The organism is Streptomyces sp. NPDC107498, assembly GCF_055582805.1.
Genome location: NZ_JBVJPE010000027.1, coordinates 1 through 16,186, shown reverse-complemented (window position 1 = coordinate 16,186; position 16,186 = coordinate 1). Strand labels below are relative to the sequence as shown.

General features: G+C 70.5%; 19 protein-coding genes, 1 tRNA gene and 1 other RNA gene. 6 read left to right on the top strand and 15 right to left on the bottom strand.

The annotated features are described in order from the left end of the window. Window positions 1–61 precede the first annotated feature (61 nt). Window positions 62–160, bottom strand: an RNA gene (gene ffs / locus ACZ66Z_RS32385) — signal recognition particle sRNA small type. A gap of 118 nt (window positions 161–278) precedes the next feature. Between ffs and ACZ66Z_RS32380 the strand changes: the two genes are divergently transcribed. Beyond that, window positions 279–366, top strand: a tRNA-Ser gene (locus tag ACZ66Z_RS32380). 64 nt (window positions 367–430) lie between these two features. Here the strand turns inward: ACZ66Z_RS32380 and ACZ66Z_RS32375 are convergent. The 9 genes from ACZ66Z_RS32375 to ACZ66Z_RS32335 all read right to left on the bottom strand — a co-directional run bounded on the left by ACZ66Z_RS32375 (window position 431) and on the right by ACZ66Z_RS32335 (window position 8,356). Continuing rightward, window positions 431–1,711 (bottom strand): tyrosine-type recombinase/integrase, encoded by a 1,281-nt coding sequence (locus ACZ66Z_RS32375; protein WP_469939185.1) that lies wholly within the window; start codon window positions 1,709–1,711, stop codon window positions 431–433. Between the two features lie 10 nt (window positions 1,712–1,721). After that, window positions 1,722–1,943, bottom strand: coding sequence for an excisionase family DNA-binding protein (locus ACZ66Z_RS32370; RefSeq protein WP_469939183.1), 222 nt, complete (start codon window positions 1,941–1,943; stop codon window positions 1,722–1,724). 457 nt (window positions 1,944–2,400) lie between these two features. Then, complete coding sequence (locus ACZ66Z_RS32365) at window positions 2,401–3,876, bottom strand: ATP-binding protein (RefSeq protein WP_469939181.1); 1,476 nt, start codon at window positions 3,874–3,876, stop codon at window positions 2,401–2,403. A gap of 1 nt (window position 3,877) precedes the next feature. Beyond that, window positions 3,878–4,714, bottom strand: coding sequence for a bifunctional DNA primase/polymerase (locus ACZ66Z_RS32360; protein WP_469939179.1), 837 nt, complete (start codon window positions 4,712–4,714; stop codon window positions 3,878–3,880). Window positions 4,715–4,849: 135 nt separating this feature from the next. Then, window positions 4,850–5,038 (bottom strand): hypothetical protein, encoded by a 189-nt coding sequence (locus ACZ66Z_RS32355; RefSeq protein ID WP_469939177.1) that lies wholly within the window; start codon window positions 5,036–5,038, stop codon window positions 4,850–4,852. Window positions 5,039–5,264: 226 nt separating this feature from the next. Then, complete coding sequence (locus tag ACZ66Z_RS32350) at window positions 5,265–7,439, bottom strand: P-loop NTPase family protein (RefSeq protein ID WP_469939175.1); 2,175 nt, start codon at window positions 7,437–7,439, stop codon at window positions 5,265–5,267. 89 nt (window positions 7,440–7,528) lie between these two features. Beyond that, complete coding sequence (locus ACZ66Z_RS32345) at window positions 7,529–7,717, bottom strand: hypothetical protein (RefSeq protein WP_469939174.1); 189 nt, start codon at window positions 7,715–7,717, stop codon at window positions 7,529–7,531. Beyond that, a complete protein-coding gene (locus ACZ66Z_RS32340) occupies window positions 7,714–7,902 on the bottom strand; it encodes a DUF6257 family protein (RefSeq protein ID WP_469939172.1) in 189 nt (62 codons plus the stop codon). Before ACZ66Z_RS32340 ends, ACZ66Z_RS32345 begins: the two co-directional genes overlap by 4 nt. A gap of 76 nt (window positions 7,903–7,978) precedes the next feature. Further along, window positions 7,979–8,356, bottom strand: coding sequence for a DUF6251 family protein (locus ACZ66Z_RS32335; RefSeq protein ID WP_469939170.1), 378 nt, complete (start codon window positions 8,354–8,356; stop codon window positions 7,979–7,981). A gap of 235 nt (window positions 8,357–8,591) precedes the next feature. On the opposite strand from ACZ66Z_RS32335, the gene ACZ66Z_RS32330 reads away from it, so the two are divergent. After that, window positions 8,592–8,939, top strand: a complete 348-nt coding sequence (locus ACZ66Z_RS32330; RefSeq protein ID WP_469939168.1) for a hypothetical protein — start codon at window positions 8,592–8,594, stop codon at window positions 8,937–8,939. On the opposite strand, the gene ACZ66Z_RS32325 is transcribed toward ACZ66Z_RS32330, so the two are convergent. From ACZ66Z_RS32325 to ACZ66Z_RS32305, 5 genes are read right to left on the bottom strand one after another with little or no spacing between them, the layout of a single operon-like run. Beyond that, window positions 8,915–9,250, bottom strand: coding sequence for an RRQRL motif-containing zinc-binding protein (locus ACZ66Z_RS32325; protein ID WP_469939166.1), 336 nt, complete (start codon window positions 9,248–9,250; stop codon window positions 8,915–8,917). The genes ACZ66Z_RS32330 and ACZ66Z_RS32325 overlap by 25 nt on opposite strands. Then, window positions 9,247–10,392 (bottom strand): conjugal transfer protein, encoded by a 1,146-nt coding sequence (locus tag ACZ66Z_RS32320; RefSeq protein ID WP_469939165.1) that lies wholly within the window; start codon window positions 10,390–10,392, stop codon window positions 9,247–9,249. The genes ACZ66Z_RS32325 and ACZ66Z_RS32320 overlap by 4 nt, the downstream gene beginning before the upstream one ends. Continuing rightward, window positions 10,389–10,673, bottom strand: coding sequence for a hypothetical protein (locus ACZ66Z_RS32315; RefSeq protein WP_469939164.1), 285 nt, complete (start codon window positions 10,671–10,673; stop codon window positions 10,389–10,391). Before ACZ66Z_RS32315 ends, ACZ66Z_RS32320 begins: the two co-directional genes overlap by 4 nt. Next, window positions 10,670–11,269 carry a hypothetical protein gene (locus tag ACZ66Z_RS32310; RefSeq protein ID WP_469939163.1) on the bottom strand — a complete coding sequence of 200 codons (600 nt, stop codon included), beginning with the start codon at window positions 11,267–11,269 and terminating at the stop codon, window positions 10,670–10,672. The genes ACZ66Z_RS32315 and ACZ66Z_RS32310 overlap by 4 nt, the downstream gene beginning before the upstream one ends. Beyond that, window positions 11,266–11,532 (bottom strand): DUF6284 family protein, encoded by a 267-nt coding sequence (locus tag ACZ66Z_RS32305; protein WP_469939162.1) that lies wholly within the window; start codon window positions 11,530–11,532, stop codon window positions 11,266–11,268. Before ACZ66Z_RS32305 ends, ACZ66Z_RS32310 begins: the two co-directional genes overlap by 4 nt. A gap of 502 nt (window positions 11,533–12,034) precedes the next feature. On the opposite strand from ACZ66Z_RS32305, the gene ACZ66Z_RS32300 reads away from it, so the two are divergent. From ACZ66Z_RS32300 to ACZ66Z_RS32285, 4 genes are all read left to right on the top strand, one after another. Next, window positions 12,035–12,808, top strand: a complete 774-nt coding sequence (locus tag ACZ66Z_RS32300) for a GntR family transcriptional regulator (RefSeq protein ID WP_469939160.1) — start codon at window positions 12,035–12,037, stop codon at window positions 12,806–12,808. Next, entirely contained in the window at window positions 12,805–13,374 is a 570-nt protein-coding gene (locus tag ACZ66Z_RS32295) for a GNAT family N-acetyltransferase (protein ID WP_469939159.1), read from the top strand. Before ACZ66Z_RS32300 ends, ACZ66Z_RS32295 begins: the two co-directional genes overlap by 4 nt. A gap of 172 nt (window positions 13,375–13,546) precedes the next feature. Next, the gene (locus ACZ66Z_RS32290) at window positions 13,547–13,984 is read left to right on the top strand and encodes a hypothetical protein (protein WP_469939158.1); all 438 of its coding nucleotides are present in this window, start codon (window positions 13,547–13,549) and stop codon (window positions 13,982–13,984) included. A gap of 260 nt (window positions 13,985–14,244) precedes the next feature. Continuing rightward, on the top strand, window positions 14,245–16,186 hold a 1,942-nt coding region (locus ACZ66Z_RS32285; RefSeq protein WP_469939156.1), incomplete at its 3' end, for a tetratricopeptide repeat protein.

Genomic DNA, 16,186 nt, shown 5'->3' with positions numbered 1-16,186 from the left:
GCTGGGCGCAGGACGCGGGCCGGGTCGTCGGCCGGGGCGTCGGCCGGGTCGTCGGCCGGGGAACGCAAGCGCCCCCCACGCACCTGCCAGAGCCGACCTACCCTTGCTGCCTTCCGGCCCTGGGGGAGTTCAGTCAGATAGCACCGCGTGAGGGGCTCCGCCCAGCGTACCCGATCCGAACCCCCGCCCGTCCCCCCTCCCCGACCTGCACCCCTCGCCCACCCCCGCTCCGAGATCACGTGCGCGAGCACCCCTCCCGGTCATGTAATGTTCTCCCCGGAGGATTCGCCTAGAGGCCTAGGGCGCACGCTTGGAAAGCGTGTTGGGGGCAACCCCTCACGAGTTCGAATCTCGTATCCTCCGCCATTGCTCTCACCGGGCAATTCGTTGAAGGGCCCCACCGTTCGCGGTGGGGCCCTTCGACGTTGTCTCAGTCCTCGTTGTCCTGGTCTTTGTCCACAGAGGGCTTCTCCGGGGGTCCCCAGATGGCTTCAGCGATCTTCCGGGCCACGTCCTTCAGCATGGCGTCCGGCACGTGGAGGTACCGCGCCCGCATCCGGGAGGAGGTGCCCGGCTCCCACCCCATGATCTGGTCGATGACCCGGTCCGGGACTCCGAGCAGCATGAGCACGGTGGCAGCCGTATGCCGGGCATCGTGCAGGCGCGCGTCACGCACCCCCGCGTCGCCCAGCAGCTTCTTCCAGTCGTGGTAGTCCGTGTTCGGGCTGAGCGGGCCGCCGAGCGGCTTGGTGAAGACGTAGTCGGACGGTGTCCACAGGTTCCCCGCCTTCGCCCGTTCAAGGGCTTGCGCCTCCCTGTGGGCGCGGAGCATCACGACCAACGGGCCGGGCAGCGGAACGGCACGGCGGCCGGCCCGCGACTTGGTGTTCTTGGTCTCCCTCCGCACCTGCTCCCGCTTGGGGCAGTACCCCGCCTTCCGGCCGCACGGCGCCGCGTCGGAGCAACCGTGCGCGTACTTCGGCCGCAGGCGGTTTCGGCGCAGCTTCAGATACTCGTTGTCCAGGTCCACGTCGGACCATCGCAGACCGAGGGTCTCGCCCTGTCGCAGTCCGAGGGCGAGCGCGAGCATCCAGCGCGCGCTGTTCCGGCGCTTGTTCACCGCGATCAGCAGGCTCTGCACCTCTTCGACGGAGTAGGGCTCGATCTCGTCTTCGTCGCCCTCCATCCGGGGCGGCTTGGCCAGGGCGGCGGCATTCTTCGCCGCATAGCCGCGACGGACTGCTTCACCGAGCGCGGTACGAGCGGTGCGGTGGGCCTGGTGAGCCGTCGCCGGCTTGCTGCCGTTCTTCTGCATCCGGCGGTACAGGCTTTCCAGGTGCTCGGGCTCCAGGCGGTCCATACGGTGCTTCCCGATGCCGGGAATGAGATGTACGCGTACCGCCACTTCGTAGCCGTCATACGTGTTCTCGCTGACGACGTCCTTGGCGATGTTCTCCACCCAGTGACACAGCCACTTCTCAACGGTCCACAGCTTCCCGGGCTGCTGGGCGGTTCCCTGGTCGCGCTGCTTCTCCAGCCGCTTGACCTCATCCTTCAGGGCGTCTTCCGTAGGCCGCGTGATGTGCCTGCGGTAGGGCTCGCCGTTGTCCTTGTAGCCCATGGGCACCCGGGCGTGCCAACGGCCGTCCTTACCGAAGTAGATGGCCGTTTCGCCGTTCGCCCGGCGGGTGCGCTTCTTCTGTTCTCCCACTTTGATCCTCTTAGGCGGCCGGCCGATGGGCGCGGCGGAGTTGGGTGACGAATTCGGTGACGGCGTCGGCGGGGACGCGGCGGAGTCGGCCGAGCGGTACGGATTCCAGCTCTCCGGTGGCGATGTACCGGTAGCAGAGGGTCCGACCGATCTGGAGGCGGCGGGCTGCCTCCTTGACGGTGAGCAGAACGAGCGTGGAGTCAGCGGGCACTTCGGAAAGGGCCACGTCCATGCGGTGCTCCTTTGACCTGGGCGTGATCGGTGGTGGCTGGTGTGTCCGAGGTGGGAATGTCTGCGTCACGGCGTCATCAGCGTCATTTGTGCCGCTGACCTGCGGATACGCGTGACGCGGGGCGGCGGGCGCTGTGTCACCGGTGACGGAGCCGTCCGTCACGGCGTGACGCAGGTGACGAACGGTGACGCAGAGATTCGGGCTCTGCGTCACCGCTGTCGGTGCAGGTCAGGCCCGCTTTCGGAGCCGCCGGTGACGCGGTGACGCAGCGTCTTCCTACTTAGGAAAAAGAAGGGGCCTGTGTCTGTGGTCGTGCGCGCCTTCGGGCCTGAATGCGGAGCCGCTTCGCGGCACGACCTTGGGGAGCGGCTGCGCCGCTGAAGAGCAAGAGGAGCACCGGCCGCGCCGGGACGGGGTGCTCCTCTTGCCGGTGCGGCCGGGACCGCGCGGGCGCGGGTCAGAACGCCTGCTGCTGCTCGTCGGCCGGGGCCTTGGGGCGGGTCATCTCGATGTAGCGGGCGGTACGGGTGCGGCCCCAGTCCACGAGAAGGCCACGCGCGGCCAGAACCGGCTGGAGCCGCTTGAGCCGGTCGGACAGGACCTTGCCGGTGGTGGGCCAGCCCTTGGGCAGGGGCCGGAACTCCCCCTCCCCGGTGTAAAGCTGGGTCAGCCCGTGCAGCCACTCGGCCGACGTCATCCGCACCTCGGTACCGGGCTCGATCTCGGCGGCGCGCTTCAGGACGGTCTGGGCGAGCAGGTCGCCCTCGATGACGTCGTCGTTCAGGTCGTCCAGGCTGGCCCGGTAGGCGTCCAGGGCCCCGAAGTTCCGGGCGGCATCGAGCTGGGCGCACAGGTGGGCGAAGTCGGCCATCCGCAGGTCGGTGGGGATGTCGGCCCGGGCCGCGCGGACCTCGACGGCCAGGTCGAGCACGGAGCCGAGGATCACGGGCAGCGCCTCGGCGAACTCCGCCCACAGCTCCGCCTCGGTCCGCCGCACCCTCGGCCGCTCCAGGCGGAGCGGGAGGAGGCGTTCGGCGAGGTCGGGGCGGATGACGCCGACGTCGATGCCGGTCAGCAGCATCGGCCGGCGGTAGCGGGAGCGCACCACGTCGCCGTCGGTGAACAGCGCCCGCTTGATGTTCTCCGCGCCGGTGACGATGCAGCACATCAGGTCCGACAGGTCCGGGCCGAGGTGGGAGAGGTTGTCCAGGCCGGTGACCCACCCGGCGGCGACGGCGGTGATCAGGTTCTCCTCGTCCTTCGGAGCCCGCCGGAGGTCGCCGCTCATGCCCTCGATGATCCGCACGAGCATCTTGCCGGCGGTGGACTTGCCCGCTCCCTGCGGTCCGGTGAGGAAGGGGGCGGGGACCGGGACGTCCGGGCCCAGGCAGCCGATCAGCCAGGCCAGGGCCAGGCTCTCGGCGCGGGCGTCGGAGAAGTTGCACAGCCGCATCAGCCGGTCGATGCCCTTGCCGTCGGTCTTCTGGACGGGCAGGGGCAGTTCGCCGGTGAGCTGAGTGCGCCGCCAGCACACCTCGCGCGGGTCGGGGACGGTGATGGCCCAGCCGGTGGGGTGGATGCGGACGGACCGGCCGTCGTCGCGGCCCAGGTCGAGCCAGGTGGCGCCGTCGAAGCCGGGGGCGACGCGGATGTGGACGGGCTGGACGTCCTCGGTGAGCGCGAGTGCTTCGATCAAGTCGAGTGCCTCCTTCAAGGCGGTTCCGTTGAAGACGCCGAGCCCGTCGCGGAACAGGCCGACCATGAGTTCCTGGCGGTGGCTGCCGGTGGTGCCCTGGGAGCGGATGGGGCGGGCGACGGGGTGGCCGTTGCGCTGGGCGTAGACGGTGCCGTCGACGGTGCGGAAGTACCGGAAGTGCTCCTGCGCGTAGTCGGCAATGATCGCGCGGGCGGGGTTCTTCTCGTCCTCGGCCATGTCACATCCCCAGAGCCGTGGTGGCGTTGGACCAGGCGACCGCGCAGTGCCGGGGGGACTCCCCCTTGGCCTGGGCGGCGGTGAACAGGCGGCCGATGTGCGCCTCGGTGAGGCAGCCGCACCGGCCGTGCGCGGACAGCACCGCCAGGAACGTCCGGTACACCGTGGCGTGCACTCCGCTGGCCGCGTCGGTGATGCGCTGTTCCGCCATGGCGATCCCACGCTCGAGGTAGGCGGGCGAGCGATGGCGGCACGACCCGCCGCCGGCCGGGGCGGGCATGGTCGCGGCTCGGGGCGGCCGGGCGGCGGTGGGCGCCTTCTCGGCGAGCGCGCGCACGACGTCCGGCAGGTCCGCCAGAGCCCCCGTGCCGGGACCGAGCCACCGGGCGTAAGACATAAGGGACTTGATGTCGACGCCGGACCGGACGCCGTTCACCGACCGCAGGGGACCCCGGTAGATCCAGTGCTCGCCGCGGGTGGTGGGCACGGTCGCGGTCGCGGGCAGGTTCTCCCGGGCCCAGGCGACCGCCTCGGCGTTGTCCAGGTCGACGACCGTGACGCCGGCGCCGCCGGGGTGGTAGCCAATCGCCCGGGCGCGGCGCCAGGCGGCCGTCCACTGCGGGGAGGCGAGGACGGCGGGGTCGGTGGTGGCGGCGGCCCAGCCGTGGCACGGCCACGGGCAGACGCACGGGCCAGGGACGCGCATGTTCGGCCGGCCGCCGCAGGCCAGGTCCTCACAGGCGCGGCAGTTGCCGAAGGGGCGCTTGTCGGCCCGTAGGGGCAGGACCGGCAGGCCCGTCTCGGCGAGGCCGAGGGCGGTGGTGGGGATCGTGTTCACGCGATCCCCCGGTGGTCTCGTCGGATCGGGTTCGGATGGGTCATGCTGGATGTCTCCAGTTCGTTGTGAGCGGTCTGGATTGAGGGCGGCCCCGGACTTTGGCGAGACGGGGGCCGCCCTTGTTGCTGTGGTGGGTCAGAGGTGGGAGAGGGCGTCGGTCAGGGAGGCGGTGAGGCGGTTGATGGGTTCGGCGGCGCCGGTGGAGGCGAGGAGGAAGCCGAACATGACGGCGGTGAAGGCGGAGCCGGGGCCGAGTTCCTTGGAGCGCAGCAGGAAGAACAGAGCGATGCCGAACAGCAGGATGAGCGAGACCGTGACGACCATCGGGTGGTGTCTCCCCGGGAGGCTGTAGGCCCGGAATCCGGGCCTGAGAGGGCCGGGAAGGGGGTCGGACGGCCCCCCTTTACCGGCATTACCTTGCAGGTCAGAGGCCCTTACCACCCCCATGACCGGGGTAAAGGGCCCCCTCTACTTCGCGGCCCCTCCGGGCATGCGCGGGAGGGGCCGTGGGCGGGGTGGTGTTCTGGGGGTGGGGTAGAGGGGGACCCCTCTACCTCCCGGCCGACAGTAGGATCTCGGCGGGCACGGCGGCCTCGATGTCGCGCCGCTGATACCCGGCGCCGTTGGAGCCGCTGATCTTGACCTGCTTACTGGTCCGCTTCACCCCGGCCGCTTCGAGCGCGGAAGCGAGGGCTTCGGCGTTGAAGTCGCCGTAGGTGTCCTCGTCGATGTTGACGAGTCCGGCGAGCAGGTCGGGGGTGAACATCCGCGGGGAGTGCCGCATGACCTCCAGGACGTCGGAGACGATCGGCGGAACGGTGACGCCGGCCGCGTCGGCGGCGGCGGTGACGTCCCCGGCCGCGTCGCCGGTGAGCTGCCCGGCGGCCTCGCGCAGGGTCCGGCCCTTGCGGCACAGGGCCGCGAAGGCGGTGGCGTCGAGGTAGTCGGCCCGCACCGTCACATAGGACGCCGGACCGGTCACCAGGACGCCGACCCCCATGTGCTCCTCGGAGAGCACCGAAGCGTCGGCCCCTTGGGCGGCCTTGCCCTTGCCGAGGACCATGTCGCTGGAGGCGCGGTCGACGACCTGGGTGGAGTAGCGGATGGTGATGATCTCCCGCAGCTTGGTCGGCACCGAGTCGGCGTCGGGGCGCTGGGAGGCGTAGTTGGAGATGAACCCGGCGGCCGGCCCGCGGCGGGCGATGCGGCACAGGTCGTTGATGACCTGCTCGCGGTCCTCCCGGTCCATGGCGGTGAAGTACTCCTGCAGTTCGTCGATGGTGACGAAGATGACCGGCAGGTTGTAGCGGGCGACGATCTCCGGGGTCAGCTTGCCCTGCGGACACACCGACGGCGGCAGATCCCGCAGCAGGGCGAAGCGGCGTTCCATCTCCGCCAGCAGCTCGGCCAGCATGGCCTTGAGGGCGGTGATGGCGTCGTCCTCGGCGCCCATCACCAGGCGGTGGGCGACGGCCTTCATGGGCATCCAGTCGGCGCCGCCCTTGCCGTCGGCGACGTAGTGCCGCACATGGGAGTCGAGGAGGCCAGCGGCGGTCAGGAGCCGCTGGGAGAAGGTCTTGCCCCGGCGGGGCAGGCCGCCGAAGAACATCGACTGCCACATCACCGGCACGCTGATGCGGGTGCCGCGGGCGTCCTGGCCGAAGGGGACCGGCTCCCAGATGGAGAACGTCTCCGCCTTCTCCAGCGGCGAGGGGTTCGGGGTGCCGAGGTAGGGGTCGTCGTCGGAGACCCACATGGAGACGCGGCCGGCGTTGCCGCCGTTGACGGCGCGGACGCGGGACATGATGACCTGGATCTCGTCCACGCCGAGTTCCTGGGCGATGACCTCCCGCTTGGCGAGCACGTCGGAGGCGGTCTTCCCACCACCCCGGGGCATGTCGAAGATCACCGACCAGCCGCGGCCGTCGCGGACGGGGCCCATCGTGCACGACACCCGCGGAAGGTCCTTCTCGTCCTTGCCGCTGCCGCTTTTCAGGAGGCCGGCGGCCCTAAGCGCGTCGTTGAGCTGCTGCGCGGACATGTCCACCCGGATCGGCGGCGCCGCCTGATCCAAAAGCCGCGTCTCCTCCCCCCGGCCCAGGTGGGCGAGGGGAACGGTGACGGCGGCGCCGATCGCCGCCTGCAGGAGCGGGTCGGCGAGCAGGATGCCGGTCGCCGCGGCCGCCACCCCGACGGCGGCCAGCCCGAACCGCCACCGGCGGCTCTGCGTGCGCTCGGCGTAGGCGGCCTGGTGACGGGCCGCCAGCTCGATGTCCTCCGGCCGCAGCTTCGACTGGGCGCGCAGGGCCTTCACGGTCGCGGACTGCTCCTGCGCCGACAGCGTCGGCCACAGGCCCTTGGCGGCGCGGTAGAAGCCGCGGGCGGCCAGCAGCACGGTCTTGAGCAGGTACTTCGGGGTCCGCACGCCGTGGTAGCGGAAGTGCCACCAGGCCAGGCGCCCCAGGGCGGTGGTGTTCTCCCGGATGGACCGCACCGACCGGGCCCACACCGGCAGGACCGGGGTGTCGGGGACGGTCAGCCAGTCGGCGAGCGGGTTGCCGGGCAGGTCGACCACGTCGACCCCCGACTCCTCCGGCTCGGTGTCGACCGGCTCGGGGGACTCGGCGGTCTTGTTCAGGTCTATTGGCGGCGCCTCGTCGGTGCGGGCGGCGCGGTGCTCGGCGAGGTTGACCACGGTCGCCTCGGTCGTCGCGTGTTCGGTCATGATGGGGTTCTCCTGCTGCTCGAAAGAGTGGAGGGAGGGGCCCGGGGCGGTCGGGATGCTTGCCGGCTGTCGGCCGCCCCGGGGCAGAGCTACCTGCGCTTGAGGGTGAGCTGCACGGGGCTGCAGGGCCGGTAGCCGGCGGCCTGCACCGACTCGATGACGCCCTGCCGGGCCGCGTCCTCGCTGTGCGAGTCGACGAGGCCGCTGTGCCTGCCGCGACGGCCCTGGTCGTCGGTCGCTTCGACGGTGAACTTCCAGGTCGACCGTGCCGCGCTCACTTCGCGGCCCGCTTGCGGGCGCGGTCGATGACGCGCTCGACCTTCTTCTCCAGGTCGCCCTGGTAGACGCCCTCGCCGGCGACGCCGCGCTTACACATGCGGGCGACGTACCAGGCGACCTGCGTCTTCTCCCCGGCCGTGAGCTTCGGGGTTACCTGCTCGGACTCGTTGTTCTTGCTGGCCACGGTGGGGTCCCTTCCGGGGCCGGGGCTGTCCCGACTCCCCTCACCGCCCGTACGAGACGGGCGGATCGGGCAGCCGTCAGCGGCGGCGCTTGCGGGACTTGGCCAGCGTCTTGGCGGCGGCCTTGCCGTCCGGCCCACCGATCGACTTCACGACGCTCACCACACCCCAGGACAGGACGGCGGCGAGGAACGCGAGCAGGGCCAGGTTCGCGGCGATCGCGGTCAGTGCCCCGACGAGCAGGGGGCCGAAGTAGACGCCGGCGGCGACGGTGCCGGCGCCGATGCCGGAGCCGAGGGCGATGCGCTGGACGGTGCGGTCGGGCGGGGCCTGGTGGATGTGCTGGTGGACCACCTGCGGTGCGGCCGGTTGGAGGGGGGTGGGGAGGTGGTCGGCGTAGGTGTAGGTGCCGTCCGGGAGCTGTACGACCCGGACCGGGTCGGGGAGGTTCGACATGGGTTCTCCCAGGTCAGAAGTGGCCGCTAGAGTCGCGGGCCATGGGGGATCGGATACGTGTGAAGCACTGCAAGCAGTGCCGTCGGCCGCTCGATGAGCGCAGCCGGCTGCGGCGCCCGAAGCGGTTCTGCAGCCGCCGGCACCGCCTGAGGTACTGGGTGGAGGAGATCTTGGACGCCGTCCTGGGCTGACGACTCGCCCGGCGCACAGCACGCAGTAGGCGCGAGAGGGAAGAGTGGAACGGATCACCGAGGAACAGATCGCGCAGCTGGCCCGGTTCGTGCTGGCACGCATCCCGGATGCGTCTTCACTGGAGGGCGAGGCCCGTCGTGCGGCGGTGGCGCTGCGCATCGCTGCCCTTCGGCAGATTGCGGCGGTGCGCTACCACCGGGCCTCCTCGGGCGCGGTGGTAGCGGAGACCGAACTGAGCGCCATCGCCTCGTGGAACCTTCTGGTCGCCTTCGCCGGCGTCTGGCGTGACCATCCCGATTTCCCGTTCGATGCCGCCATCGAGACCTTCGAGTTCGACTGCGAGTCGCCTCTCTCCCCTCTCGACGCTCACCCGGCGGACGGGCCCGGGTAGGCGCAGGGGGTGCACATGCCGAGCGAGGGCGGGATGCGGTATCCGGCGTCCCGCCCGCACTCCGGGCAGACCTGCCGGACGGCGTTCGCCTTGGCCAGGGCCGCCCGCTTGGCCGAGGTCATCGACCGGACCGGCTTGGCCCGGTCGATGCGGTAGAGGAACGCGACCAGCGGGCCGCGCCGGCGGCGGGGGCGTTCGAGCTGGGCCACCACCGGCTGACCGGCCGGCCGCAGCCCCAGCGCCCGCAGCTGCCGGAACGTCGCCAGCCCCTCCGGGGCCAGCCGCCAGGGGTAGACGGGGAGCGTGCTCACGCGGCCTCACCGCGCTCGCCCTTGAGGGTGTCGCGCAGCCACCGGCCCTTCTCCGGCGACGTGCGAACCGCCCGACGGATCCGGTCGGCCGTCAGGTTCTCCACCGGCCACGACTCCGTCAGTTGCCGTGCCTCGGCGAGGAGTTTCTCGCGGGTGCGGCGGGGCTGGGTCGTCTTGGCCGCCACCGGCACCCGGCGGGTCACCCGCTTGGTCGATGGCGCCTGCTCGGCCGCGTCGACCCGCTTGGATCCCCAATCGATCGACTCGGCCGGAGCGGGCCGGGTGGGCTCTTCGAGCTGGAACAGGTCGTACGGGCTGCGCTTGACCGGGGCCGGTCCGAGGGCCGGTACGGGCAGGTCAGAGGTAGACCGTTCCATACTGATCTGTTCCGCTTCCTCCGCATTCACGGGATGGATCGGTCGGGTAGACCGGTCCACCCCCAGCTCCACCGTCATCCCGGCCGGCTCGCCGATTGATCCGGCGGCCGGGGTGGGGGTGCTGGGAATGCCGAACATGTCGGCGAGGGCGGCATCGGCGCCGGCGGTGATGTGCTCGCGCTGCACGTCGACCAGTCGGGTGCCCAGGGTGCGATCCCCGGTGCCGACCTTCCGGGCGAGCCGCCAGGACGCCCGCTCGGAGCGCTTGCGGGTCCACTCCCCGGGGTGGTTCACGGCACGGGCCCGGTGATAGGCCAGGGCCTGCACTATCGCGGCGGTGTGCGCCTCGGCCTCGGCATCGTGACCGTCGCGGTAGACGACGATCCGGCGGGCGAGAAACGCGGCGCCCTCGGCCGATGCGGTCATGCCCATCGGGGTCAGGGCGTAGATGACCACCTCGCCCAGGGTCTGGGCAGCGGTGGCGGACATGGCGGCGGCTGCGGCGGGAAGAGCCCACAGCCCCGCCCGGATCACGCGCGGCGAGGACTGGCCCAGCAGCGTCAGGCCGAGCAGCACGATCGCCAGCACGGCGGTCGCGCCCTCGCCGGCCGCGACCGCACCAACGGCCGTGCCGGGGCCGTAGGCGGCCTTGATGTTGGTGAAGGTGCCGTACCCGCCGGCGCCGCCGGTGGCGAGCATCGGCACGAACGCGGCCCCCAACACGATCTTCTGGAGCCTGCCCAGCTCCTTGCCGACGGCGCTCACTCCTTGCCCCCTCGGTCCGAGAAGACGAAGGGGGTGTAGGTGACCGGGTGCTCGGCCGTGCAGTCGCGGATGTAGCGTGCGTCGTCGCGCAGGTCCGGGAGATCCGGGTGGGCGAGCAGGGACGCCAGGGCGATGCGGACGTCCGAGACGCGGCGTTCGAGCAGCCGGTAGTGCTTGCGGTCGTTGCCGTCCTCGACCGCCGGCAGCGGAATGTCCAGGGCCTCGACGATCGCGGACAGCAGGTCCGCGACGTCGGCCGGGAGCATGTCACGCTCGCTCATGCCGCACCTCCCGTCGGCATCGGGGCGTTGGTCAGGCCGGTCATGGCGGCGATCTGACCGCCGGAGAGGCTGGCGTTCTCGTTCATGGCATGGGCCACGGTCCGAATCTCCCGCCACAGGTGACCCATGCGGCGGCGGGCCATGCCCTGCACCTGCCCCCAGGACTTCCCGCCGGCCGGGACGCGGTCGCGGTCGAGCAGGCAGCCGAACTCGGCGAGGACGTCGATGGCCTGCTCGCGGTCGTGGTCGGCGGCGCACCCGAGGGCGAGCTGCGGCGTCCACAGCCCGGAGACCAGGAGGTACTGCACCTTGGCCAGCGCGCCGGCGGCGGCCTGGGCGGCGAAGTGCCACGGGCTGGTGCCGTACGCCGCGAGGGAGGTGCTGCCCGTGAGGGTGAAGCCGCCGCCCTGCGGGGTCCGGGAGATGACCTCGCTGGAGACCACATGCATGCCGTAGGACATGGCGATCACCGCGTGCCCGGCTTCGTGGAAGGCGGCCCCGAGCCGGGCCTGCTCGTAGTCGAGCGACGTCTCGACACGCGGCTTGACGTTGCCCCGGTGGTCCAGGAGCGCCGGGTGAGAGGCGGTGGTCGTCATGCGGCACCGCCCGCCTGCGCCAGGCCGGCGCGGTTCGTGAGGTTTCGGCGGGCCGCCATGACCCGGTTGCGGGCCCGGCGGATCCGTCGGATGTCCAGCTCGGCGGCCGGACGGTCGATGGTCATGATCTGCGCGTCGAGCAGGTCGACCTCCGCCAGGATCAGCGGCATCTCCTGCTCGATCGCGTCCAGCTCCGCGTCCGACGGCTCACCGTCGAACGGGATGGCCGTAACAACGGCCTGAGGTGCAGCGATGGACTTCATTGGGTGTGTTCCTCTCAGTCAGGAACGGCCCGAACAGAGCCCCCGGTGTTCCAGCACCGGGGGCTCACGCCGTTTGGAACCATCCGGCTCCCCTCAGCCCCGCCCGTACGAGACGGGCGGAGGAGGCAACCGGCCGCAGCCCGCACAGATGCGAGGCGGGGAGGTTGGAGTGCGCTGTTCCGTACGCGAGGACAGGACTCGCATACGCCGCCCACTTGTCGCTTGAGGGGGACGGATACCTCGGCACTCTGTTCAGTTCTCAAGGCGCGATCGCTTCCTTCGAGCCCGTTTCACGGAGCCCTCCGGGCGTTGGGCAACTCCAAGAAATCGCCCCTACCTGCGGGAATATCGCCGCCAGTGGGCACACTTAATGGTGTTGCACCTCTTGCTCAACTTGTTGGTACAAGCTGATGCAGTGATGTTGCACCCACGGACAGTGAGTCGTCAAGCGATCGGGGCCTACATGTACCAACAAGTTGAGCGAGTGCGTCATGATGGGTGCATGAACAAGCAGCCGAAGTACCGGCAGGTGGCGGACGCGCTCCGTCGCGACATCGACAACGACGTCTACAAGCCGGGCTCTCGCCTGCCCTCCGAGGCCGATCTGTGTACGCGATTTGACGCTTCCAGGAACACCGTCCGCTCCGGCCTCGCTCTGCTGGTCAGCGAGGGGTTGATCTCGTCGAGCCAGGGGCTCGGCTACGAGGTCCGGAAGCACGAGGTATTCGAGCTCAACGCGTCCCGCTTCGAGAACCTGACCTTTCCGCAGAACGGCGACGCCTACAGCACCGACGTCACCAACGCCGGCCGCCATCCCACCCAGACGTTCCGCGTCGAGGTGACCCCGGCGACCGAGTACGTGGCGGAGCGGCTCAAGGTCGAACGGGAGTCGACCACCGTTCTCCGGTTCTGCCATCGATTCGTGGATGACGTGCCGTGGTCGACCCAAGCCACCTACTACCCCGACTGGCTCGTGAAGGACGCTCCGCGGCTCGCGGAGCCCGGCGACATCGAAGAGGGGACGACGCGGTACCTGGCAGGTATCGGCATCGAGCAGATCGGCTACTTCGACGAGATCGCGGCCCGGATGCCCACACCCGACGAGGCGCGACTGCTCGACATCGGCGCCGGCGTCCCGGTGCTGCTCTGGACTCGTACCGGCTACTCGGCGGACAAGGTCATCCGGTGCACCATCACGACCTTCCGGGGCGACCTGAACCGGATGAACTACGAGATCGGCACGCTGTCCGCTCGGCAGGAGGACGAACCTCAGTGATCATCGAGCGGGCGACCGCAGACGACTTGGACGTACTGCTCGCCTTCCGTCAGGAAGCCGCATCGTGGCTCACCGCCCTCGGAAGTGACCAGTGGCAGCGCCCCTACCCGGCAGACAGGCTGCTGACCACGATTGAAGCCGGGGTGGTGTTCATGGTCCGGGACGGCTCGACAACGGCGGCGACCATCACGTTGACCCCGGACGCGGAGGAAGGGCTCTGGAGCGACCAGGAACTCCAGGAGGAGTCCCGGTTCGTGAACAAGCTGACCGTGGCTCGTACGCACGCGGGCCAAGACCTCGGGGGCCGTCTGCTCGATTGGGCAGGCGACCGGGCGTATCGTTCCGGCGCCAAGTGGCTTCGGCTCGATGCGTGGACGACGAACAAGCCGCTCCAGGACTACTACCTTCGCCACGGGTTCGAGCACGTACGAACGGTCACGGAGGGCGGAGCAGTCAACGGGGGCCCTCGCGTCTCCGGGTGGCTCGCGCAACGTCCAGCGATGCCCAGTACGGCGCATGGGCTCACTGACCAGGTGGAGTCGAGCGCACGGCTCGGGGACTTCTGACACCAGCCGCCGGCACCAACGTCCACGGACAACGGCAGACGTCCACAGACAAGCGGCCGTGAAAGTGCCTGCGAAACCAAGGGTTGCGCCGTTCTGCATTCGCAGAACGGCGCGTTCTTCTAGCCTTGACGTCCATCAGGACGATGGGTGCCGGACAGGTCAGGGGGCCGCTGTGAGTGCGGAGATCATGGAAGTGGTGGAGCAGGCGGGGCCGTATCTGACGGCGGCCGTGAGCGCGTACGGGACGGCGGTGCTGGTGCGGGCCCAGGACGCGGCGCTGGATGCCGCGGTGGAGGGGACCGCCGGTGTCGGCCGGCGGATTCTCGACCTGGTGTGGCGTCGCCGTGACGGGGAGGAGCGTGCGGCGCTGGAAGCGGCGGTACAGGAGGCCGCCGAGGAGCCGGAGGACGCGGATGCCGCGGCAGCGCTGCGCCAGCAGATCAAGCGGGCTCTGCGGGAGGACGCCGAGCTCCTGCGCGAGCTGGCGGCGCTACTGCCGGAGCGAGGTGGTGTGACAGTGAACGTGTCGGGGACGCGGGCGATCGGCGCCCAGCACATCGGTATCGCCGCGACCGGCGACCACACCACGATTCACCCGCCACAGTCGTGAGCGTGCCGGCCCCGGGGAAGCCGGCGCGGGTGAACGTGTCGGGCGACCGGCCGATCGGCGCCGAGTCGATCCAGGTCGCGCTCAGCGGAGACCATGCCCAGGTGACAGTGCTGCCGGAGCAGGCCGCGCACTGGGCGCGCACCGTTGAGGTGCCGACGGGGGCCGGATTCCTGCCGGAGTCAGCATCAGGGGTATTCGTCGGCCGCGAAGAGGAGCTGACATCGCTGCGGCGAATGCTCACCGGCGAAGGTGCGGCGGCAGTGGTGCAACCGCAGCGGACGCCGGCGCGCGCGATCAGCGGATTGGGCGGGGTGGGCAAGAGCGCGCTCGCCCTGCACTACGCCCATCGCTACCGCGACGCCTACACGCTCGTGTGGTGGGTCTCCGCCGAGTCGCCGGAGACGATCGTGACCGGTCTGGGCCGGATCACGGAGCAGGTGTGTCCGCAGTGGGCGCGCGGGTGCGGGCCGGAAGACCGGGCGGCATGGGCGATCGCCTGGCTCCAGGCACACCCGGGATGGCTGCTCGTCTTCGACAACGTCGAAGACCCGTCCCATCTGCACCCTTACCTAGGCACCCTCTCCGGCGGACACCACCTCGCCACCAGCCGCAGAGCCACCGGCTGGCACGCCCTGGCCCCCGTCATGCCCCTGGGCACCCTCCCGCCGGGCGAGGCGACCGGCCTGCTGTGCTCCCTCGCCTTCCCCGGCCAGACCGCCACGGCGGAGCAGCGGAAGGCAGCGCGGCGGCTCGCCGAAGACCTGGGGTGCCTGCCGCTGGCCCTGGAACAGGCCGGCGCCTATGCCTACCGCACCGGCATCGACCTCGACACCTACCGCTGCTCTCTCGCCCTCGTCCTCGACGACAACCGCGACGCCCCGAGTCCGGAACGCACGATCGCCCGGATCTGGGACCACACCCTCACCGCCCTCACCGCGCGCGACCCCCTGGCCGTCACCCTCCTGCACGCCATGGCCTGGCTCGCCCCCGACGACATCCCCCGCACCCTCCTGGCCCCCCTCGCCCCGCACCCGCTCGCACTCGCCAACGCCCTGGGGGAACTCCACGCCTACAACATGATCGCCTTTACCTCTGACCGCCAGGGCGTCGGCGTCCACCGCCTCATACAGACCGTCCTACGTAACCGCGACCCGCAGCCCCTCGGTCGCACAGAGGCCGAACAGGCCGTCCGCCAAGCCCTCCCGCCCAACGATTCCCAGCCCGACGACACCATCCACTGGGAACGCCTCCTCCCCCACATCCACACTCTGGCCGACACCACACCGGCCGATGCCGCGGCATCCATCGAAACCGCCGACACCTACGTGCGGGCAGCCCAGTACTTGTACCGGCAAGGCCGCGACGCCCACACCACCAACCTCCGCGAACGAGTCCTGGCCCAGCGGGTGGAGGCGCTGGGCGAAACCCACCCCTCCACCCTGATCAGCCGCAACAACCTCGCCGGCGCCTACGAATCAGCCGGAGACCTGGGACGGGCCATCCCCCTGCACGAGACCAACCTCGCCCAGTGCATGGAGGTACTGGGCGACACCCACCCAGACACTCTGACCAGCCGCAACAACCTCGCCGGCGCCTACGAATCAGCCGGAGACCTGGGACGGGCCATCCCCCTGTACGAGACCACCCTCGCCCAGCGGATGGAGGTACTGGGCGACACCCACCCAGACACCCTGATGAGCCGCAACAACCTCGCCTATGCCTATCAAGCGGCAGGGGAGCTGGAGCGGGCGACCTCCCTGTGCGAGACGGCCCTCGCCCAGCGGATGGAGGTACTGGGCGACACCCACCCAGACACTCTGACCAGCCGCAACAACCTCGCCGGCGCCTACGAATCAGCCGGAGACCTGGGACGGGCCATCCCCCTGTACAAGACCACCCTCGCCCAGTGCATGGAGGTACTGGGCGACACCCACCCGTACACCCTGTCCACCCGCAACAACCTCGCCTACACCTACCAAGCGGCGGGGGACCTGGGACGGGCCATCCCCCTGTACGAGACCACCCTCGCCCAGTGCATGGAGGTACTGGGCGACACCCACCCGGACACCCTGTCCACCCGCAACAACCTCGCCTATACCTACCAAGTGGCGGGGGACCTGGGACGGGCCATCCCCCTGTACGAGACCACCCTCGCCCAGCGGATGGAGGTACTGGGCGACACCCACCCGGACACCCTGTCCA